Origin of the sequence: Intestinimonas sp. RTP31139st1_F5_RTP31139_211217 (assembly GCF_040226735.1) — a bacterium.
In the GTDB taxonomy this organism is placed as follows: Bacteria; Bacillota; Clostridia; order Oscillospirales; family Oscillospiraceae; genus Intestinimonas; species Intestinimonas butyriciproducens.
Genome location: NZ_JBCOAQ010000033.1, coordinates 1 through 21,801 on the forward strand (window position 1 = coordinate 1; position 21,801 = coordinate 21,801).

Here is a 21,801-nt window from a genome sequence, read left to right on the forward strand (position 1 = left end):
GTGGGTCTGGAGGACAACATCTTCCTGGAGAAGGGCGTCCTGGCCACCAACGCGCAGCTGGTGGAGCGGGCCTGCAAACTGGGTGAGCTGGCCGGCCGCACCATCGCCACCGCCGCCGATGCACGGGAGATCCTCGGCCTGACCAAACACATCTAAACAAAAACGGAAAGGAGCCCATTGCTATGAGGCTGGAATCGATCAAACGAATCGCCGTTTTGGGCGCGGGCACCATGGGGCCCGGCATCGCCCAGCGCTACGCCATGAGCGGGCGGAGCGTCAATCTTTACGACATCAGTGAGCAGGCCCTGGAAAAGGCCAAGGTCATGCTCCGCACCAATCTGGACACCTTTGTGGAGGAGGAGCTCCTCACCGCAGAGGAGGCCGACGGTGTCTTTGCCCGGGTCAGCTTCACCGCCGACCTGGAGGCCGCACTGAAAGACGTGCAGTATGTCCAGGAGACGGTGGCGGAGAAGCCCGCCATCAAGACCTCTGTCTTTGCCCAGGTGGACGCCCTGCTCCCCCCGGAGGCCATCTTGGTCTCCAACACCTCTTCGCTCAACCCCTTCACACTTATCCCCGAGGGCCGCGCCGCCAACTTTGCCGCCGCCCACTGGTTTGCGCCCCCTCACATCATTCCTCTGGTGGAGGTCGCCAGGGATGAGCGCACCTCTGAAGAGACCATGGAAACGGTCCTGGCCCTTCTCAAGGAGTGTGGTAAAACGCCTGTGCGTATGGAAAAATTCGTACCCGGCTACATCATCAACCGCATCCAGATCCTGCTTAACACCGAGGTATTTTATCTGCTTGGAAACGGCGTATGTACGCCGGAGCAGTTGGATCTGGCCGTTAAGGCCAGCCTGATGCCCCGCGGCATGGTACTGGGCTTGGTCCAGCGCTACGACTTTACCGGTCTGGACATCAGCGCCAACAACATCATCAACGCAAGCTATGTCATGCCGGAGACCAGCAAGCACCCCGCCGTCCTCTTCGATCATGTGGATAAGGGCGAGTTGGGCGTCAAGACCGGCAAAGGCTTCTACGACTACAGCGGACGCGATCCCGCCGAGGTCTGCAAAAAGAGGGACAAACTGCTCTTCCAGGTTCTGAAGGCCGTGGGTCCCCTGATCGACGAGACGATCTGAGTTCCGGCACCGCGTCATCATACTTCTCTTCCATTTGCTTTTCCCATCCCAACACAAGAAAGGCGGCCGCCCGATGGGGGGGCCGCCTTTCTTGTGTTGGGATATTGGGGAGGAAAAGTATGGGGAACGCGGGGGACGGCATTCGGCGCACCGTCCCCCACGCTGCTCCGTTTAGGTATCGGAGGCCTCGGTCTTTCTCATGCCGCGGGGCTTCATGCCCAGCATGATCCGGGCCTCATCGGGGGTGGCCACCTCGCGGCCCACCTCTTTGGCGATCCGCACGGCGCGCTCCACCAGCTGCACGTTGGTGGCCTTGACGCCCTTATAGAGGTACTGGTTGTCTTCCAGACCCACGCGGACGTGGCCGCCCGCACCCATGGCCCAAAGGATGGTGCTGACCTGCATTCCGGCTACACCAGCCAGGTTCCACTCAGCTCCCTCCGGAAGCATGGTGAGCAGATATCCCAGTTGAGACATCGTCGCGGGCATGGTGTTTTTCACACCCATAACAAAGTCAAAGTACAGAGGACCGGTCAGCAGGCCTTCCTTGTGGAGGTTGATGGCGTTGCTCATCATGTTGGTGTCGAACACTTCGATCTCGGGCTTGATGTTGTGCTCCAGCATGAATTTCGCCTGCGCGGTATAGTACTCCACACGGTTTACATAAGCTCCCGTGGGAAAAGCACTGGACCCGGGACAATAGCTGATCATCTCCGGGAGGCAGCGCAGGGCGTTGTCCCGGTCCTCCTCACTGGCGTCATACCGTCCGCCGGTGGAGAGCTGGACGATGAGATCGGGGCACTTGGCTTCCAGGGTCTCCTTGATCTCCCGGAACTGTTCTATATCATGAGAATTCTTCCCGGTCACACGGTCCCTCACATGGACATGGACGACGGCGGCGCCGGCCTCATAGACCGCGATGGCGTCCTTGACGATCTCATCCACAGTGATGGGGAGGGCCGGAAATTTCTCCTTGCTGGGGACGGAGCCCGTCAGGGCACAGGTGATAATTACTTTTTTCATTCTGGTTTTCCCTTCTAAAAAAGCTCTGGATTAAAAACGGTTGCCTTGTTGCTTACAGGACCAGGAAACAGACCGAGATCACAATGCCGGACACAATGGCAAAGGTGAAGCAGTAGCCCATGATGTCCTTGATCCCCAGGCCGGCCAGGGACAGCGCGGGCAGCGCCCAGAAGGGCTGAATCTGGTTGGTCCAGGAGTCGCCCCAGCACAGCGCCATGGCTGTCTTGGCAAAGTCCGCGTTCAGAGTGTCTGCGGCCTGCATCATGATGGGGCCCTGCACGGTCCACTGTCCGCCGCCGGAGGGAATGAAAATGTTGACGAGACCAGCAGCCCAGAAGGTGAAGAGGGGCAGCGTCTTGGCGGAGGAGATGCTGACAAAGAAATTGGCCAGGATATCCACAAGGCCGGAATTTTTGACCAGGCCCATAATGGCGGCGTAGAACAGGAACTGCAGGGTAATACCGGCGGCGGATTTGATGGCCTCGCCCATGGCGCGGGAATAGTTGCCGGGGGTCTTGTGGCACAGGGCGCCGGCGGCAAAGAACATCAGCACGACCTCATTCAGGCCAAAGTTCAGGGTGCGCTTGGTCCAGAAGTACCACACCATGTAGGCCACAACGATCAGCGCGGGGATGATAGCCAGAGGGGCAAAGTTATCCAGCTTCTCAGCGAAGTCCATGTCCTTCCAGCTTTTAGCCGCATGGGCCTTTTCCTCGGCCTCTTCCCGGGCGGCGTCGGCATCCAGCACAGCCTGCTGAATCTCGATGCATTCGCTCTCCCTGGGACAGATCAGGGCGTATGTAATCAGGCCGGAGATCAGCACCAGGACCGTGATGATCAGGTTCCAGGAGCTGTACAATGTGGCAGTGGTGGGGATGATATCGCCTACGATCTCATAGACGATGCTGCTCTCAGCAGTGACCTCCAGAGGAATGGAGGAGGAGGGCCCGCGGATGATGTTGCCGGCATGGCAGGCTGCGATCAGGACCGCATAGTCCACCTTGACGCCTCTGCCCTTAAAGACACGGGCGATCTCCTTGGCCACCAGAGCGCCGGCGATCATGCCAAGGCCCCAGTTCAGGTAAGTGGCGATCATGCCCACCAGGGCTACCGTCAGGGTGGCGGCAACGCGGTTCTTGGGCAGATAAGCGATGGAGCGCAGCAGCTTCTTCACCGGTTTGGAGCTGGCCAGGCAGTGCCCGGTCACCAGCACCAGCACCATCTGCATGGTGAAGCTGAGCAGGGAATACATGCCCTGAGACATGTACTTGACGCAGTCCAACAGACTGCTGTCCGTGAGCCCCCAGGCCCCCAAAAAGGCGACCAGGGTCAGGATCAGGGCCAGAACATATGCGCTGGGCAGCCACTTTTGCACAAACTTACAAAGCGCTTTCGAAATTGCTCTCATGTTTTTGTCTCTCCCTCTCTTTTCGATTTGAGTCCATGCTCTGCGTGGGGTCTTCTCTCGATTGACTCGCTTAGAGAACAAACATTTTGAAGCAAAAGTATGGGATGGGGCGCAAGGATCTTGTCTGCTGTGCGTTTGAAGGATTACTGTTCTCTCTTCTGGACCAGTTCGCTGATTACACCGTGTCCTGCTTCCGCGTCAATGTAGTTGACAAGCGTATGATTGGCGCCCGGCCTTGGCTCAGGATTTCGGAGCCCAACTCCTATGCTGTGAAAATACCTCATATCCTGCTCCAAGTCGTCTACCTCATACGCAATATGGTATAGGCCTTCCCCCCTCTTCTCTATAAATCTGTTGACAGCCGCAAAATCCTTGATCCCCTGTACCAGCTCAATTTCCAAGTCTCCACAGACAAAAAACGCCGCTTTGCAGCCCGCCACCTCCACGATCTGCGTGCCGCGGTAGGGGAGCCGCAGGATATCCCGGTAGAAGGAAATTGCCTCGTCCATATCCTTTACCGCGATGGCGATGTGGTTGACCTTTTTGATCGGCATGTTCTCTCCCTCTTCCATGGTCACTTTTCCGTGCCCCGACAAAATCCCGCCTTTTCCTTTTCTGCCAAAAGGCCTTAATGTTCCTTGTTGTCTGGGCAAGCCCAGACAACAGAAATGGCCGGCCATTTCTGAATTTTGTGACAAAAAAGAGCTCAATCTCTTTGCTCTGTTTGTATTATTTTTTCTTGTATTATATCTTTCTCTCCAGTATAATTCAAATATCAATTTAACACGCGTACCATGCTAAAATAAGATAGTTCTTCCCACCTGCATTTTACATCACCCCGCCTCTTTTTCCTTTCTTGCTTTTTTCTTTCATCTACTATAGAATTATTTTCATAGATTTATCTATTCAGATACAGGACAAGTATGGTGATCGTATGGATTTTAAGTACCTGCAAATCTTTGTTGCCATTGCGGATGCCGGTACGCTGACCGCCGCCGCTGAGAATCTGCACATCGCTCAGTCCGCCCTGTCCCGGCATCTGCGAAACATTGAGGAGGAGTATGGCGCTCAACTCATGCTTCGGGGCTCCCGGCGGATGAAGCTGACCGACGAGGGCCGGATCCTGTACGTATACGCCAAGAAAACGCTTTTGTGGTCAGACTCCATCCACAAGGAGATCCACGACCTCTCCGTGGGTCTGTCCGGGACCTTGCGCCTTGGCACCGTTCCGAATCTGTTCAACATGTGGCTGGAGACAGTCTTTCCTCGCTTTCATAAAGACTTTCCCAACGTCAAATTCGATATCTATGAGGAGCGGTCAGACATCCTGATCCAGCGGCTGTGGGACGGACTCTGTGACATCGCCCTCATCCGGACCCCCGTCAAGCTGAGCGGGCTGGATGTATTTTACACTACGCCCGACCCTCTTGTGGCCTGCTACCGCGGCGAGCAGTACTTTCAGGGGTGCGGGCCTAAGATCCGGCTGCAGGATCTGGAGGATATCCCCCTGTTTATTTCCCGCTTCTGGAACACCCGGTTTTCTCCGCTCTGCCTCTCCGCCGGTTTTACGCCCAACATTGTGGCGCTGAATGAGCGGATCTCCACCAACCTGCTGTGGGCAAAGAACATCCCGGGCTGTGCCATCGTTCCGATCCGCACGGTAAAGCAGTTTGGTTTTCCGGACTTTCACTATAAGATCATTGACGAGCCCGGCCTGGATTACCCCAATGCCATCGTCACTGTAAAGGACCGGTATCTCCCGGTCGTGGCTCAAAACTTCCTGGAGTACTGCCTTCCCACGGTAGCGGCCCTTCAGGCGGAAGCCGCCGCCTCGTCGGAAGAAAAGGAGCTGTATCCCTAGAGGGATACAGCTCCTTTTCTTCCGCATAGCAGATCCTATTTACTTTCGGTTGCTTCTGCGCCAGATCTTCATCTTCTCCGCCTCCTGGATCAGTTCCTCCCGGAAATCCGGGTGAGAAACGGAAATGATCCGCTCGGTCCTCTCCCAAGTGGAGCAACCCTTCAAGTTTACCATCCCATATTCCGTCACCAGATGGTGGATGTTGGTCCTGGTATCCGTCACAATGGACCCATGGCTGAGCATCGGTACGATGCGGGAATGGAGCAGCCCCTCCTTGTCCTGATAGGTAGAGGAGCAGCAGATAAAGCTCTTGCCTCCCTTGGAGAGGTAGGCGCCCAGCACAAAGTCCAGTTGTCCGCCAGCCCCGCTGATATGCTTGGTGCCGGAGGACTCCGCATTCACCTGCCCGAACAGGTCTACATCCACCGCATTATTGATGGAGATGAAGTTGTCCAGTTGGGAGATCACTCTCACGTCGTTGGTGTAATCCACCGGGGAGGCCATACAAGACGGATTGTTGTTTAAGTACTCATACAGCTTCTTTGTGCCCGCGCCAAAGGCATAGGCCTGACGGCCCCGGTCCACATTCTTTTTCATACCGGTGATCTTTCCCGCGCGGGCGATATCTACAAAGGCGTCCACATACATCTCCGTGTGAACACCCAGATCTTTCAGATCTGACTGGGCGATCATGCTTCCCACCGCGTTCGGCATCCCCCCGATGCCCAATTGGAGGCACGCCCCGTTGGGGATCTCCGGCACGATCAGCTCCGCCACGGCTTTGTCCACCTCAGTGGCGGGTCCGCCCGCACCCAGTTCCGGCATGGGCGGGTTCTCCCCCTCCACGATGTGGGTCACCTGGCTGATATGGACCGCCTCCTGGCTTCCCCCCAGGCACCGGGGCATGTTCCGATTTACCTCCACGATAATGACTTCCGCCACATCGCACAGCGCCGCCATATGGGATGCATTGGGCCCGAAATTGAAGAATCCGTGCTCATCCATGGGTGCCACCTGGAACATGGCCACGTGGACGGGCGCCAGATGTTCCCGGTAATAGCGGGGCAGCTCAGAATAGCGCAGGGGAATATAATAGGTCCCTCCCTCGGCGATCATCTTCCGCTCCACGCCGGACATATGCCACGAGTTCCAGGTAAAGTGCTCCGGCGCGTCCGGCACCGACATGATGGCGGGCCGGTGAAAGATGATGCCGCCCCGCACCTTCACATCGTGCAGTTCTTCATACCGGGCGGCCAGCGCCCGGTCCAGGGCCTCGGGCGTCCCGGTGCACCAGCCGTAGTCCACCCAGTCCCCCGACCGCACTTCCTTGACCGCCTCCGCCGCCGTGGTCAATTTCTGCCGGTAAAGTTCTGTTTGCTCCATAGTCGTGCCTCCCATTTCCAATTCCTATATCTGCCTGGGGCAGCAATTCCCAAACCGCCCTGAGCATATATTGTATTTATTTTAGCATCCGCGGAAAATGGTGGCAAGAAAAAGTTTTGTGCTTAACACATATTGGAGCAAATACAGCACAAAATCGCTCAATATCTACTCTTTCCTCAGCAAGTGCAAGCACTTGCCCCCCGCCCTGAGCAGTGGGTTCCCCCCCGCCGCCGTCTTGACGCGCTGGGAGAGCGTAGGCTCCAAGCACCGCCGGGCGATCTCCTCCAGGCCGTTTCCACGGTAGGCCCGCCAGAACATTTTCCGCCGGGGAGCAGCCGGGCTGGGGCGGAGCGCCGCCCGATTATAGGTCACCGCGGCCACAGGGTCCACCTCTGTTACGGCGGCGCGCTCCCGCAGCGCCTCCAATGCCGCCGCCCCTTTTTCCGTATGGACCAGGGCCAGGGTGGTCCCCTGACGCTCCAGGGCCTCCGGACAGATCTGCTTCACCCCCCAGAAGTCGGCCAGCGTGATGTCGCTGGGGCGGGACAGGCCCTTGAACGGACACTGGTGGCAGGAGGGCCGGCAGATCAGCCCGCCCAGGAACGCCTGCATATAGGGATTGTCCTTTCCCGGCATCACAGCGGCCTCCCCGTCGGTGAATTCCACGCGGAATTGATACCGTGTCCAACCCTCCGCCTTGTGGCGGAAGCATACGGAGGCGGCCCGCCCGCCGTGCGCACGCTCCAGCTCAGACAGATAGGCCCGCCAGACCCGGGGCGAGGGCACGCTGTGGCAGATCAGGTCCTGACAGAGAAGCCCCTCATAGTCCCGCGCCAGATAGGCCCGCAGACCGGCGATCTGGCAGGGGGTCCCTGTGAACAGCACCGGCGTCCCCCGCTCCAGCAGCGCCTTGGTCTGACGATAGACGTCCCCCACGGCGCTCTGGGGATACTTGGAGCCCTGAAACCGTTCCAGCTCCGCCATATTCTCTATCCGGCCGTGGTACACCAGGAAGGCCTCGTCAAAGACCGCGCCGAATACCACCCCGCCGCGCTCCAGCATGCGCTGCGCCAGCAGGGTGGAGCCTCCGCCGGAGGCGCTCCCCTCCAGCAGTTCCCGGTCCAGGGCGTGCAGGGCGTAGGCCTTCGGTACGTCCCCCTCCACCGGGACCGACCGCGCAGCCGGACAAACCCGTCGGCACAGACCGCAGTCGGTACAGGCTGCGGCATCTATTTTGGGGTACAGAAACCCCTCTTCATCCGGCTCCATGGAGATACAGCCGGCAGGACAGCCATTCGCACAGGCCCAGCAGCCCGTGCACCGCTCCTTTTCCACTGGCGTTTGCATATCAGTCTTCCCTCTTTCTCCGTCTCAACAGTTTTTTCAGCACGCCAATGCAGAGCTCCCGCTCGTAGCGGTCCATCATAAAGGCATATGCCGCGGGCAAATAGAGCAGCGTATAGATCGCTGCTCCTGTGAAAAAACGGGGCCAACTGTCCAGCGCCGCATGGTCGGCCGTCCAAAGTCCCGCCGCCAGAAAGACAATCACAGTGGGGCACATCCTCCCAATATTCTTCCAAAAACGGGAGATATTCAGCCCGATGCGCCGGGCATAATACCAATTCATGATCAGTACATTTCCAAGCAGGTAGGCAAGGCAGGTGGCCGCCGCAGCCCCGATCATGCCGTATCGCTCCACCCAGCAGAAGGTCAGCGCCACGTTCAAGAGCGCAATGATCAGATAGACCACCGACCGAAAGCGGTGGCGGTTCATGGCGTATAAAATATTCAGCCCGGTGTTTTGAATGAGGGGCACCGTCACCGGCAGCATGGTCAGCAGCGCCACCGGGTAGGCCTCTTCATATCCCACCCCCACCCACAAGGCAAGGAATTGCCGGCCGAAAACCACAAAGGCCGATACGATGAAGGAGACCACAAGGAATTGCAGCCGCCCCACTTTGATAAAGAGGTCCGAGAACTCTTCCGATGGGGTCTCCCGGGTGACCATGCTGGTGATCCGCGGCATCAGAACGCCGCTGATGGCTGTGGAGAGGTTCGTCACATAAGAATTGAAGCTGGCGCCCACATTATAAATGGTTACCGCAGCCGCGCCCACCGCCCAGCCGATGATGAGCTTATCCGTCGCCCAGTAGAGGATGTCCACCATGCTGCCGAGGAAAGCAAACGCGGAAAATACAAAGATCTCCCGCAGAAGACCGGGGCAGCGCCACCCGAACCGGGGCCGGATGTTCAGGCGGCACACCACATAAATGGTATAGGCCGCGTAAGAGATCAGATTGAGCAGGGTTCCCGCGGCCACCAGGCCCACAGAGGCAAATCCTCCGTACAGCATGGCCAGATTCAGGCATGGCGCCGCCACCGTGGAGAGGATATTGATCAGGCGGTTGAAGAGGTACCGCTCGTGGACCACCGCAAGGGAGGAGAACACGCTGAACGGCAGGAACACTGCGGTGTTCGCCGTCATCAGCCGCACCAATATTTTGAGCTTGTCCACTTCCGCCGCCGACAGAGACCGGCTGTAGCCCTCCAGATGGACTGAGACCAACATTCCGGCCAGAAGAATCAACAGGGCGATGCCGCCGTAAAGCTTAAGGAAAAGGCCCGCCATCCCCTCCTCCCCTTCCCTGTCTCCCCGGGCCCGGTAAAGGGAAAGGTAACGGATAATGGCGCTTCCGATCCCAAAATTCAGAAGGCCGATGTACCCCATGACCGAATTGGCGATGCCGTAGAGCCCGTATTCCGACTGGCCCAGCAGCTCCAGCATCACCGGCGTATAAAAAAACGGGATCAGATTTCCAATCAGCAGATTCACATAGGACAGGATTACGCCGGCCTTCAGTTCATTCCTTGCCATTCGGCGCTCCGCTCAACGCTTGGAGGCGGAGTTTTTGGCCAGCCGCTCGCGCAGTCCTTCCCGACCCTTTTGCCATCTCGCCTTATTCCAGAGCTGCCGGTTCCGGCAGATCGTATAGAGCCGCTCTATGCTGTACTCCGTGCTCACAAATTTGTCCGGGATGATATAGCAGGCGTCTTCCGTCAGCGCTTCCTGCTCCATGTTTCGCTTCGGAAAATGGAGATACAGGACCTCTTTATTTTTCCAGTATGAGCCTTTCTTCCACATCAGGAAGGCCCGCCCCCGGTCCCAGCAGCCCATACAGTTTTCCTTCCCGTAGGACCACCGCTGTTTTTCCGGCTGGAACACTGCGGTTCGAAAATAGCTGTCGTCCGGGGAGATATCCGCGATACAGTCCAGGTCGCAGGTGGGCTTCCCCGCCTGGCGGAACAGGTCGCGGATTCCCGGCGCGCCCCACTCGTCAAACATACAGTTTTCTTCCGTCGTAAAGATCCGGCGGTATGGCTCCTCCTCCCCCGCCGCAGCGGTAAACAACAGATTGATTTCCGGCGTGTTTCTGTACAGGGAAAAGTGTCCCATCCGGCCAATCTGATCGTACCGGCTGAGCATATCCTCCGTTATGAACACGCCGATGTCTCCAAACATCATATCCACGTCGCAGCAGCCCCAGAAATCATAGCCCCGCAGCTCCTCTTCCAACAGGAATCCATAGGCGGGTCTGTAATCACGCAGCTTATAAGGCCGTTCCAGCGACAATGGGAAGGAAAACTTTGTTTGGAAACGCGCTCTGAGCGCGTCAAAGCTCATCACGACACAGTGTACATTTTCGGGGTATGGAAGGGGCCTGTCATCGTCTGTGAGCAGCAGCCAATCCACATCCGGGTTATAGGCACAGGAGAGCAGGAAGAAATTAAACGATTGGGGGAGTTTCCCAAAATACGGGACAACCATACAGATCTTTTTCATATTTTTGTATCCTTTCCAGCCGCCTTGCGCGCTGCATCAGTCTCATCCCTTACTTCCAACACCGGAGCCGGCACCCCGGCAAGCCACGGTCCCACCATTCGCCCACGTCAGGACATATCAGCCAGCCTGCACAGGGCATGGACGGCGGAAAAACTCCGGGCCCGGTATTCCGGCATCGTCTCCTGGAGCCGGATGCGTATCGCCTCCTCGTGCTCCAGCATCCAGCGGAAGGCCCGCGCCAAATCATCCCTCCGCTCCATGCCTTGGACCGGTACCACATAGTGCTCCTCTGTGCCGAAAAGATCCCGGGCAATCCCTCTGGCCTTTACCGAATAGCCTGCCGCCAGCGTAGGCACGCAGGAGGAGTAGGCCGCGATGGTGGCATGTGTCCGCGCACCCACAAAGAAGCGGCACCGTCCGATGAAGCCCTTGAGCTCCATACAGTTGTGGTCCCCTACCAGCAGGACGCGGCCCGTGCCGCGGAACCGGTCGTACAGCGTCAGAAGACTCGCGCGGTCCTCATTTCCGCTTTTCTCCACATGCGGGATCAGCGCCACCTGCATCCCGGTCTCGTTCAGGATCAGCGCCACCAGTGCGGCATAATTTTCCACCACCAGATCGCCGCTCCCGTAACCCGCGGCAAGGGGGCTCACATTGATCCCTACGGTGTTCCCCGGCGAAAAGCCCTCCGGCAGAGGAAGGTCCACCCGGTCCAGTTGGAAGGCCGGGTCAGCGCAGAGGACCACGTTTTCTCTGATCCCCGCCTCCAGAAGCCCCTGATAGGTGATGGACTCCCGGGCCGTAATGAGATCATATCCCCTCATATCCTCCGCTATGGCCGGGTTCTGGAGCAGGGAAGGTTCTACCGAGCAGCCCCACAGGACCGTTTTCGCACCCCGCCGTTGGAGTTCCCGCCGGTAGATGCCGAGGATGTCCGTGCCGCCATAACAGTAATTGTCCCCGCCGATGGAGAGACAGATATCGCCCGGATGGACCGACTGGAAAAAATCCTGATGCGCGAGGCGGATATATACGGCGTCGTCGTGGCGGAGCTTAAAATGCACCGCGTGCCGCAGGCGCTCCACCGCGCCCAACTGCCGCGGTGTATCCGGCAGGAGTGTGACGGCCTCCTCCACACCGTACCGCCGGTCCTCTTCCGGCGCGGTCGTCGCCAGCACCGCCGGGGACTCCAGCATCTTGACCGTGGTGCGCACAATGGCTTCACAGCCGTGGTTTCCGCTGCCACCATGGGCGTACAGCCTGACCATATGATAGTCCCCCTCCATATGCTAAATATTTATAGGTCGATTGAGTTTATCCCAACGGTCCAGCCAGTGGTCTATCGTGCGGGAAAACAGTTTTTTTCTGCATACTGCAATCCCAGTACACAGAATAAAAATTACAACGATCGAGAGGAAAAGATGCGGAATGATCCATAATGAAGTCCAAAACGCACTACACCGGAGTAACCATTCAAACAGGAGGGCGCATGAGTTCAAATCACTATGGAGAAAATAAACATCAAATACATATTTCGATAACTCATTGATCCCCAAACTTTTTAAATCAATTTGTAAAAACAAAAGAAACATTGCGACTGCGGCAACAATGTTGTTTATATATGCATACGAGAAAGGATTTATAAAATAGCTCGCAGCAAATGCACCTAATATACATATGATATATAAGGAAATTGCCTTCCCCTTGGTAATTGTTTTTATTGTCCTGCTATCTTTCCCCCAAAGACGGATATACCCGCCTATTAGGTAAAGTGTAAAAAAATTAGTTATCCCATAACCACCATCCAGCAGAGGCGCACTAAGCCCCAGCGTCGGCCATAGAGAAAAAAATCCAAGCTGCGCCAATAAAAGAATTTGATAATTTCTTTTACTTAATGTTTGCACTAGTCTGCTTATAAATGGGGCAAAAAACAGCAAAATAATATAGGTTTCCACAAACCACCTTCGGCCTTGAAAAAAGGGGAATAGTGCAAAAAAGAGGCGTTTTGCCGAGAGCTCTTGTCCCATAGTGACTCCAACAGCATAAGACACTACGCCATAGAATGCAGTTAAAATTACTAGTTCCACTGCTTTCCTGAGACGGAGTCGTGTACTGATAATCATAAAAAATCCACTAATAAGTACAAAACAATTTACCAGTGGATAAAACGCGGATGTAAAAAATTGATTTATCCACCATTGCGGTGTTGGGTAAATCGCGTAAGTAGCCGCCCCTCCCATGTTACCATTGAAGTAGTGTAGTCCTATAATTGCCATCATTCCTATGATTCTTAATAATTCCAGTGAAGAATTTCGTTCCTGTTTTTCAGGAAACTTCATATTTCTTCTCTCCTCTTTTTCCCAAATATCCATTGCCTGACGGGACCTGTTTTTTCTTTTATCCAATACACCGTCCCTCTTGCCCATTTCTTCCAATGCCTCTTATTTATAAGTCCCATTTTGAACGATCGAATACGATATTTACATGGTATTATATCACTATAAGGAATAAATTGATTTGGTACACATAAAAATCTTGTTGCTTTGTTGTAGGGAAGGCATACTTCCATTTTTCTTTTCTGAAAATGTACATACATCCATTCTTTTTTTGCCCAACCATCACCATTTTCTAGCCACTGGTATACATGTCCGTCTTCCCAGCTCGCAAAAGATGCCCTTTTCTCGACACTCCACCTTCGTTTAGATATATCTGCGCAATCGAGTTCTAGCATAACGCGGTGAAAGTTCTCTTCATATGCTTCGACATCGAAAAAATCGTTAAAAAACCAGACTCTTTTTTTCTGGTTAATAAAAATATCATTAATATTAATCCCAAACCATTCGTCAAATGCAAAATGTGCGCTGGAAGTTAATACTTCTTTATAGCGTTCATGTCCATAAATGCGCTTCATAAAAAGCGTATTTATTTCCTCTGTGTTGCGATATAACGTAAAATGGCCTAGATGTCCTATCTTATCATACTGTTCCAGCTTATTATCCGGAAGAAACTTGCGGATATCTCCAAACAACATGTCTGCATCGCTATAACCCCAATAATCATAATCCTTCAAATAATCATTGAACAGGTATCCGGTCATTACCTTATAATCGCAGAGCTTATAGGGACTATCTAACACAATCGGAAAATCAAATTTACTTTGGAACCACTTCTTTAATTCCTGAAATGTCATTTGGACCCTCAAAACATTTTTCGGATACTCAACCACCTCCATAATATCTGTAAAAACAATCCAATCTATTGTTGGATTGTTCTCACAAGATCTTAAAAACAATGCAAAATAGTTCGGAAATTTACCGTAATAAGGGACAACAATTCCTATTTTTTTCATAAGATTTCCTCATAAATGGTTGTCCATTCTTTTAGTGTCATTCATCAAATAACTGATAGTATTTTGATAAAAGGCACTCCATTGGGTTTGTTTGCTTTTTTAAATTATCCATTAAATACTCTTTCAGCCCATCCTGTGTTATCAGCTGTTTTATGGCGGCATAAATTTCTTCTGGTTTCACCCCTACAATTAAGGCCGTTTCCCCATGCTTGAACTGCTCCCTCATTCCACACACATCAGTAACTACAATTGGCTTTTGAAGCACCTTCGCTTCTATTGTCGTTGTGCAGTATGCCTCATAGTACGAAGGCTGTATATAAATATCACATAATTTAATATATGGATATGGATTAGCTTGATTGCCCTCAAAAATTACTTTATCTTCCAATCCATACTCATGACACTTTTCTTTTGAACTTGCCGCCATATCCCCATCCCCTATCCAAAACCATTGAAAGGGGATGCCATCTTGGGCCAGCATCTGTGCGGTCTTTAATAGAATATCTGGCCCCTTTTGATGCGTCAGCCTTCCTACTGTCACCAACTGCTGCACATCAGGTTTTTTACTGAATAGAACTCTTTCTTGTGCCTTTGTTTTAATTTCTCTCCAATCGACAATATTATATAAAACTTTAATTTTATTTGATAGCTCAGGAAACACCTCTAACAGTATGTCTCTATCTCCATTTGACACTGCAATAATTGAATCAAATCGTGGGTAGTACTGTTTATCAAGCATATATCTCTTTTCTATCACATACCGGCCCTCATGGTGCCACATATATTTTTTTCGGGCATTTATTTGGTCTATCACATAATAGGGAACATATCCCGTGTGCGCATAAGCAATGGCGATATCATATGTATTATCCGGCGCATGGAACATCTTCCATGGTTTCCATCTCCATTTATTCCTAATTCGGAACAGCAAATATCTTGCATAATCCGCTATCCGAGCCTTTCGTTTTCTCATTTCCCCAACTGTATTTTCTGTATCCATAACATAATCGGCCGGATTGAGCAAATTCACTTTTGCTTTCAAATTCGGTAACATTCCATATTCTGGATTCATTGGAAGTAGGTCAATATCATAGCGTGTATAATCTATTGCATTTAACAGATTAATCATGCACCTCTCAATACCGCCCACTCCAATTCCATAACAGCAAAATAGTATCTTCTTTTTCATTCTATATAACCTTATCGAATCATTTTCTTTATACAAAATACGGCAGCACACATTTTTATAACAATTGTAGGAACACTTATATATAAAGCAATTTCTCTACACGAATGTTTCTCCTTTAAATCGCAGTAAAAGCTATAATACATTTTCCATCTCTTTTTTAGCGAATACTCCAGATACTGTGCTTTCTCCTTCTGCCATACCCCATATCCCCACGGATTTTGAGCGCAAATATTCTGGATATTCTTTGTAAGTCCATCATTTTGATGTTCCCATAAATAAATCACATCATTAAAACAACGCACTTGGTATCCATCGCGTGCCATTCTATTCCATGCAACTGCTTCTGGTACGAAAGTTTCTTCTTTGAATTCTGGATACTTATATTTCCGATGCACATCTGTGTAGAACACCCATGGTCTATCGTATCCAATGAATTGTCCACTTTCAGGATATCGGTTTAAAAAAGTAGCATCAACATATTCCTCTTTAAAAATGGGATTTGTCGGTTCTCCGCTCATGTCTCCATCACTGCCAGCAAAACCGCAGAACTTTTTATTCACCGGAAGTGTTTGTTCCCATTGGTCTATCTTCTCCAATGCGTTCTTTGTTAGCATATCATCAGAATCTACAACAAAAAATAATTTACCTCTGGCCAAATCAAGTGCATGATTGATTGCTTTCTGTTTTCCCTGATTTTCTTGGTATACATAATGAATTGGAAACGTATTTCCCCGCATCATCCATTCCTCTACCAGTTCCCTTGTGTTATCACAAGAACCATCATCTATAATGAGCCATTCAAATGCAGAGAAGGTCTGTTCCTGTAGGCAACGGTAAACCCTTTCTAATATGTACCCTCTGTTATACGTTGGTGTAAAAACTGTAATATATATCACAATTTAAATATCCTCCACCTAATGATAGCTTTCAGTTTTAGACTCCTTAAAACCCGTAGGTCCGCAATATCTTCAAATTATATAACAATCATACGTCATATTTATGTGCCGCACCTGTCGCCGTATCATACGCCTTCCGTACCATGCGGTACAGGGGGCGGGCATACAGCGCCCCCAACGCCATGCAGCGCAGCTTTGCCGGGAGCTTGTCCAGCTCTCTCCGCACGGCGTAAAGTTTCTTTCGAGCCGATGAGGCGATTTCCGGGAATTGGTCTTGTGTGCAGTTTCCTGTCAGTACCCGAACATACCGCTCCAGCGCCGCCCCGTGAAGGCGATCATTTCCCATCGTGTCCTGGTACAGCCGCTCCATGACCCGCTGCGGATCTGAAAACTTATACCCCTGGGGCCGCGAAGTTGCGGCAGATCCCCGTCGAATCATATAATGATATTTACACTGATCGGTGTAGATTGAACGATCCGCATCGGAAAACAGGATAAAGTTCATCAAAAGATCCTCGTTGATGCGAATGTCCCTGTCCAGTGTGGGCCGTGTCAGCAGGCTTTGCAGCAACTCGGCCCGGTACAGCTTATTCCAGAGCCCTGGTTCCACAAACTTCCCGCAGATCAGGTCGTAAAGCCCTGTCTCCCGATCCTGCTCCACGGTACGCCCGGTATTATAGTACCAATCCACCCGACCGTTGGGAAATACCATCTGATAACCGCAGTGGGAGATATCAGCCCTATGCGTTTCCGCCTGCCGGAACAGCAGTTCAAACATGTCCGGCTCCACATAGTCGTCTCCATCGGCAAACCCGATATATTCCCCGGTCGCCAGCTTCAGCCCTGCGAAGCGGGCGCTGGTAACGCCGCCGTTTTTCTGATGGACCGGTATGATCCGCCCCTCCCGCTCCGCATATGCCTCCAGAATCGCCCCGGTCCCGTCTTTAGAGCCGTCGTCCACCACAATGATCTCCAGATCGACGTGGGTTTGTGCCAGGAGGCTGTCCAGGCAGCGCCCCAGATAGGGGGCGATATTATAGGCCGGGACGATCACGCTGATCCTTCGTCCGCCCATCAGTCGATATACCCTATGCGGCCTGAGAGCTCGCTTTTCATCTGTTCCCGCTTCTCCATGGACACGTCCCGCCGGAGCGTATACTCCTCTCCATAGCACGGTGCATGCGCCATACGGGCGCACTCCTTCTCCAGATATGCCTCCGTCGTGCAGAGGACCCGCGCCGGACAGCCCGCAGCCACCATACCGGCCGGAATATCGTGGGTCACCGTGCTGTTGACGCCGATGATCACATCATCCCCGATGGTCACACCGGGCAGCACCACAGAGGACGCGCCAATAAACACGTTGTTTCCAATGGTCACACGCCCGATCTTGGTGTATCCCAGCGCCGTTTTGGTACTGGCATCATGGCAGAGGATGTGTACGCCGGGGGCCATGGTCACCCGGTCGCCGATGTCTATGAGCCAGCAGTGAGACGGGTCCAGGATTACGCCTTTCAGCCGCTTGAAATCCTTCCCGACATGCATCCCCATGGAGACCAGCCGTTCCGTGGTGTACTCCCCCCGAAGGCGATAGACAAATTCTTTTAAGGGGTTCATAGCTTATCCAGCATCTCCTCTACGGCCCGGACCGTCTGCCCCGTGGAAAATCGGCGGCCCCGTTCCCTGGCCTTCTCTTTATAGTGGCTGAGCCTCTCCGGCGCCGTGAGCATCTCTTTCACGCCCTGATACAGCGCCTCTTCGCTGTTTTCTGTGATCACGCCGTACTCATTCTCCCCCAACATCTCCCGCATACCGGACACCTCCGTGGTGACCACAGGCGTCCCAACGATGAGGGCCTCGGTGACGGCGGTGGAAAAGCCCTCTGCATGGGAGGCACATACAAACAGATCGCAGGCGGCTACATATTTATAGGGATTGGTCTGATAGCCCAGGAACGTAAAGGTGTCGGAAAGTCCATTTTCCGCGGCCCATGCCTCCAGCCCCTTCCTTTGAAATCCCTCTCCCAGAATATAAGTATGTACGGGCAATCCGTCCTCTTCCCGAAGCCTTTTGTGGATACGGGCCAGCCGGTCAAAGCCCTTATTCGGCACGACCTTTCCTACCCCAATCAGCTTGATCTCCCCGTTTGGAGTGCTCTTATCCTCCACCGGCTCCGCCGCATCTTTCAAGATTTCATCACTGTCCACTGTATTGTACAGTACCTCAGTATCTCTCATCGGAATCCACCGACAGAATGCGGTCCTCACCTCTTGTGACACAAAAACACCGATATGAAATTTTCCATAGCAGGTCCTTGCCTCCTGAAAGCTTCGAAACCCGACTCCAATGGTTTCCTGGGATTCCATGGTACAGTGAACCCAAGATACCAGCTTTGTCCCGTCCCGGGGGCATCCACTGACAATACGGGCGCTGGGTCCCTCCAAATAGGAGACGATGGCATCATAGCGCCCCTTAATATAGTACCGGAATAACCGTTCGGGGGAAAACAGTTTCATGACGCGGCTGTTGCCCGGAAAGGGCCGCTTGTGCCCCACGATCAGCCGGATATCCGGATTCAAAAACGGTTCGTTGACTCCGCCTCCGAACAGGGCAAGGACTGTAACATCGAATTTGCTTCGGTCCATGTGATTGACCAGGTTGACCAGGACCTTTTCAGCTCCACCCAGGTGCAGATCATGAATGACAAAAAGCACCTGTTTTTTCAACATTTGACCCATACGCTTCTTACCCCATGTTCCCTATTGATGACCGCTCCAATGGGTAACGTGCTTTTTCAAATATATCCTTTATCCCGGGCTTCTCCACTAGGGCTTTTATTCCCGCCTCAACCATCCCTGCTAGCCTCATACGGCTTTCGAACAGATAGGGATGTCTCAGGTAAAACCGAATCTCTCTTTTATCTCTTTCCCCAAGCCCCAACAGATCATAATCCCTAAACTTTTTAAACAGCGCATGCGTCCGAATCGTCTGCTCTAAAATATCTCGTCTGCCGCCATACTTGAAATGCCACACTGCCAGCTCTTTCATCAGCCAGCAGCACACTTCTTCTTGCGTGTCTATCCATATTTCGTCATCTATATGATATACCTTCGCCAGCTCCAGCCTCCCGTTTATATAAGGGAGAAACTTTTGTATGCCGTCTTTTTTGCGCCGGGAAAGGGATCCCGGCGTCTTTCGGTAAGCGACGAGCGGGATCTCAGTGCAAACGATTCTATTCGAAAAATATATTGCTGCTGTTTTAAACACCTCGTCCTCTCCGTCGTTTATTCCAACCGGGAAATGCAATTGGTGCTGAAGTAAAAGCGTATTTTTATACAGCATGGTCCAAAAAAAGGAAAATCTCCAGGGGTCTCTTTTCTCCTCGCCGGCATACTCGCCCCTCAATCCCGCCTGTAAGCGAAACCGTGTCATTGACTCATTACAATAATAGTATGCAAAATTGATGATATCCGCATCACTTTCTTCCACATATTTGCAGAGCGCAGATGTCATCGCTCCAGGCACCCAGGCATCATCGGAATCCAGAAATGCAACATATCTGCCTGTGGCATGCTTGATACCGTAATTACGCGCACTTGAAACTCCGCCGTTTTCTTTTTGAAATATCTTTATGCGCGGGTCCCTTGCTTGGTATCTTTTGCAGACCTCCGCGCTGCGGTCACTTGAGCCATCGTCAACCACAATGATCTCTAATGATCGGCAGGGTTGATTGAGGACGCTCTCAAGCGCATCCACAATGAGTTTTTCGCGGTTATACACCGGGATAATGACACTTATTAGAGGTCCCATTATATATTATCCCCCCGGAATACATTGCTGCACACAAAATTTCGATCCTTCAGCCGTTTTTTCAGGCTTTGCCACTTCACCGCCGGATACTGGTAATTCAGTACCCGGTACTTCCTGCAATTCCGCAACAGTTGTTCCGGCCGCTGGGGACCCGGAAGGAACCAGTTGGGCAGGATAAAGTACTCCTCTGCCCCACAGACCCGCTCCACGTGCCTCATCCTGCGTTTTTGAAGGTGCACATAGGGCCGCTCCCTTTCGCAGAGCGTCCCATCCGCCCAACTGTACTGATACAGCCGCCCCGCCTTCCACCGGAACACGCTGTTATCCGCTGTTTCCCTGATGTACCGCTTTGCCGCTTGATCGTACCACACCAGCCGAAACGAGGTATAGTAGGGGTCGACATCCGCGCCAATGGCCTCAGCGAGGAGGGGCCAACCGTGGCATGCATAGCTTTGATTGATATTCCCGGGCATCCATTCGTCAAAGCCGCAACTTCCAGGCGTCGAAAATACTTCCCGATACCGGGATGCCCCGTTGATGGGCTCCATAAATCTCACATTGTTTTCCGGCTTATTCCGATACAGAGTAAAGTGCCCCAACGTATACAGCTTGTCATATCGCTCTAGGAGCTCGGGCGTGACAAACCGCCCCAGCTCTCCAAAAATCTGGTCCATATCACAGTGACCCCAAAAATCAAATCCACTCAGATATGACTTAAAAAGGTATCCGTACGCACATTTATAATCGCACAGCTTCTGCGGCGTCTTTAAGGAGATCGGAAAGTCAAACTTATTCTGGATGAGCTCACGGCACCGCTGGAACGTCATGGAGATAATTTTTACATTGTTCGGCAGATCGCACGGGACACCGGAATCGGTCAGGATCAGCCATGTATAATCGGGGTTTGCCGCACATGATTGAAAAAACAGGGGAGCATATTCGGGAAAGGCGCCAAAATAGGGGAGTACCATCGCAATTTTCACGTCTTCGTCCGCCTCCTGATCCAAAGATACAGCGCCAGCCCCATTGGGGCACAGAGCAGGGTCAAGCCTTTCCTGGGCGTGTGTGAAAAGAACGCCCAATCCCCTGCCAGCAGACTTTCCGCCACATAGTGGATTGCGGCGTTGGCACGCAGGCGCAGGGTCGGGGCATACTCCAGCACAAACTTCCGCTCGTCGCAAAAGCCTTTGGGATTGCGGACATATTGAGACAACATATGGTTTGTGCTGCCATCCTCCTGATACTCCACCACACAGACCGGCCGGTTATAAACTAAAATGGCATTATCCCGCTCGATGCGGTGCTGCTTATAGTAAAGGCTGTAATATTTCTCACCGGGAAACTCGGGAATAGGAGGATATCGGTTGATCACCGCGGTTACACCAATGAATTTTTTGTCCCCTCGGTTGTGGAAGACCTTCTTCTTCCCGTCCGTACCGACATAGTGTACCTCTTTATAGCCCCAACCTTTGAATTCCTTCAAATCGTCTGGAAAGGGCAGGCCGACAATCCTGCCATCCTCAAAGCGGTCCAGTGCATAAATCCCTCCAATGTCCTCTCTTTGATGTTCCCTCCAGAAGGCCAGCAGCTCTTCGATGGCGGTATCCGTCAAATAGTCGTCAGAATCTACATTAATGCTCAGTTCTGTGTCTATTCTCGCGTAGGCGCAGTTATACCCGGTATGCATTCCGCCATTTTCTTTATAGAGATACACGATCTCAAACCCATTTTCTGCCCTCTGCCAGCCCTCCACGATATCCTTTGTCTGGTCGGTGGACCCATCATCAATAATAAGCCACACAAAATCTTTGCAGCTCTGGCGGCAGAGGCTCTCATAGCACCGATGCAGGCAGTACGCCCGGTTATAGGTTGGGGTGAATACTGTAATGGCCGCCATAT

21 protein-coding genes are annotated in these 21,801 nt (G+C 52.7%); 3 read left to right on the plus strand and 18 right to left on the minus strand.

The genetic code is table 11. From position 1 onward, the window contains the following. Both ABUA09_RS14900 and ABUA09_RS14905 read left to right on the plus strand, forming a co-directional pair. Window positions 1-156, plus strand: coding sequence for a 3-keto-5-aminohexanoate cleavage protein (locus ABUA09_RS14900; RefSeq protein WP_272041025.1), 156 nt, complete (start codon window positions 1-3; stop codon window positions 154-156). A gap of 26 nt (window positions 157-182) precedes the next feature. Then, entirely contained in the window at window positions 183-1,142 is a 960-nt protein-coding gene (locus ABUA09_RS14905; protein WP_033118655.1) for a 3-hydroxyacyl-CoA dehydrogenase family protein, read from the plus strand. A 171-nt stretch (window positions 1,143-1,313) separates the two neighbouring features. Here ABUA09_RS14905 and ABUA09_RS14910 read toward each other — a convergent pair whose 3' ends face one another. From ABUA09_RS14910 to ABUA09_RS14920, 3 genes are all read right to left on the minus strand, one after another. Beyond that, window positions 1,314-2,165: a beta-keto acid cleavage family enzyme gene (locus ABUA09_RS14910; RefSeq protein ID WP_033118654.1), complete on the minus strand. Its 852-nt coding sequence runs from the start codon at window positions 2,163-2,165 to the stop codon at window positions 1,314-1,316. 52 nt (window positions 2,166-2,217) lie between these two features. After that, entirely contained in the window at window positions 2,218-3,573 is a 1,356-nt protein-coding gene (locus tag ABUA09_RS14915; protein WP_227152350.1) for a short-chain fatty acid transporter, read from the minus strand. Between the two features lie 143 nt (window positions 3,574-3,716). Then, window positions 3,717-4,127: a VOC family protein gene (locus ABUA09_RS14920; protein ID WP_227152351.1), complete on the minus strand. Its 411-nt coding sequence runs from the start codon at window positions 4,125-4,127 to the stop codon at window positions 3,717-3,719. A gap of 380 nt (window positions 4,128-4,507) precedes the next feature. Between ABUA09_RS14920 and ABUA09_RS14925 the strand changes: the two genes are divergently transcribed. After that, window positions 4,508-5,434: a LysR family transcriptional regulator gene (locus ABUA09_RS14925; RefSeq protein WP_227152352.1), complete on the plus strand. Its 927-nt coding sequence runs from the start codon at window positions 4,508-4,510 to the stop codon at window positions 5,432-5,434. A gap of 39 nt (window positions 5,435-5,473) precedes the next feature. Here the strand turns inward: ABUA09_RS14925 and ABUA09_RS14930 are convergent, their stop codons facing one another. The 15 genes from ABUA09_RS14930 to ABUA09_RS15000 all read right to left on the minus strand — a co-directional run bounded on the left by ABUA09_RS14930 (window position 5,474) and on the right by ABUA09_RS15000 (window position 21,799). Continuing rightward, window positions 5,474-6,817 (minus strand): butyryl-CoA:acetate CoA-transferase, encoded by a 1,344-nt coding sequence (locus ABUA09_RS14930; RefSeq protein WP_033118651.1) that lies wholly within the window; start codon window positions 6,815-6,817, stop codon window positions 5,474-5,476. Window positions 6,818-6,982: 165 nt separating this feature from the next. Beyond that, window positions 6,983-8,164: a Coenzyme F420 hydrogenase/dehydrogenase, beta subunit C-terminal domain gene (locus ABUA09_RS14935; protein WP_272041023.1), complete on the minus strand. Its 1,182-nt coding sequence runs from the start codon at window positions 8,162-8,164 to the stop codon at window positions 6,983-6,985. Between the two features lies 1 nt (window position 8,165). Then, complete coding sequence (locus ABUA09_RS14940; RefSeq protein ID WP_349949482.1) at window positions 8,166-9,692, minus strand: oligosaccharide flippase family protein; 1,527 nt, start codon at window positions 9,690-9,692, stop codon at window positions 8,166-8,168. A gap of 12 nt (window positions 9,693-9,704) precedes the next feature. Continuing rightward, the gene (locus tag ABUA09_RS14945; RefSeq protein WP_058118477.1) at window positions 9,705-10,658 is read right to left on the minus strand and encodes a DUF6625 family protein; all 954 of its coding nucleotides are present in this window, start codon (window positions 10,656-10,658) and stop codon (window positions 9,705-9,707) included. Between the two features lie 107 nt (window positions 10,659-10,765). After that, window positions 10,766-11,926, minus strand: a complete 1,161-nt coding sequence (locus ABUA09_RS14950; protein ID WP_279204715.1) for a polysaccharide pyruvyl transferase family protein — start codon at window positions 11,924-11,926, stop codon at window positions 10,766-10,768. A gap of 21 nt (window positions 11,927-11,947) precedes the next feature. Further along, a complete protein-coding gene (locus ABUA09_RS14955; RefSeq protein ID WP_208319984.1) occupies window positions 11,948-13,084 on the minus strand; it encodes an acyltransferase in 1,137 nt (378 codons plus the stop codon). Beyond that, entirely contained in the window at window positions 12,994-14,007 is a 1,014-nt protein-coding gene (locus tag ABUA09_RS14960) for a DUF6625 family protein (RefSeq protein ID WP_208319983.1), read from the minus strand. Before ABUA09_RS14960 ends, ABUA09_RS14955 begins: the two co-directional genes overlap by 91 nt. Window positions 14,008-14,044: 37 nt before the next feature. After that, window positions 14,045-15,196 carry a glycosyltransferase gene (locus tag ABUA09_RS14965; RefSeq protein ID WP_208319982.1) on the minus strand — a complete coding sequence of 384 codons (1,152 nt, stop codon included), beginning with the start codon at window positions 15,194-15,196 and terminating at the stop codon, window positions 14,045-14,047. A gap of 11 nt (window positions 15,197-15,207) precedes the next feature. Then, window positions 15,208-16,092: a glycosyltransferase family 2 protein gene (locus tag ABUA09_RS14970; RefSeq protein ID WP_165366648.1), complete on the minus strand. Its 885-nt coding sequence runs from the start codon at window positions 16,090-16,092 to the stop codon at window positions 15,208-15,210. An 88-nt stretch (window positions 16,093-16,180) separates the two neighbouring features. After that, the gene (locus ABUA09_RS14975; protein ID WP_116722588.1) at window positions 16,181-17,167 is read right to left on the minus strand and encodes a glycosyltransferase family 2 protein; all 987 of its coding nucleotides are present in this window, start codon (window positions 17,165-17,167) and stop codon (window positions 16,181-16,183) included. Beyond that, window positions 17,167-17,709 carry a DapH/DapD/GlmU-related protein gene (locus tag ABUA09_RS14980; RefSeq protein ID WP_033116985.1) on the minus strand — a complete coding sequence of 181 codons (543 nt, stop codon included), beginning with the start codon at window positions 17,707-17,709 and terminating at the stop codon, window positions 17,167-17,169. Before ABUA09_RS14980 ends, ABUA09_RS14975 begins: the two co-directional genes overlap by 1 nt. Next, the gene (locus tag ABUA09_RS14985; RefSeq protein WP_195608635.1) at window positions 17,706-18,821 is read right to left on the minus strand and encodes a glycosyltransferase; all 1,116 of its coding nucleotides are present in this window, start codon (window positions 18,819-18,821) and stop codon (window positions 17,706-17,708) included. Before ABUA09_RS14985 ends, ABUA09_RS14980 begins: the two co-directional genes overlap by 4 nt. Before the next feature lie 16 nt (window positions 18,822-18,837). Then, on the minus strand, window positions 18,838-19,902 hold the full coding sequence (locus ABUA09_RS14990; protein ID WP_195608636.1) for a glycosyltransferase family 2 protein: 1,065 nt from the start codon (window positions 19,900-19,902) through the stop codon (window positions 18,838-18,840). Further along, a complete protein-coding gene (locus tag ABUA09_RS14995) occupies window positions 19,902-20,873 on the minus strand; it encodes a DUF6625 family protein (RefSeq protein WP_347568500.1) in 972 nt (323 codons plus the stop codon). Before ABUA09_RS14995 ends, ABUA09_RS14990 begins: the two co-directional genes overlap by 1 nt. Window positions 20,874-20,881: 8 nt before the next feature. Next, complete coding sequence (locus ABUA09_RS15000) at window positions 20,882-21,799, minus strand: glycosyltransferase family 2 protein (protein ID WP_116722593.1); 918 nt, start codon at window positions 21,797-21,799, stop codon at window positions 20,882-20,884. Window positions 21,800-21,801: the final 2 nt, after the last annotated feature.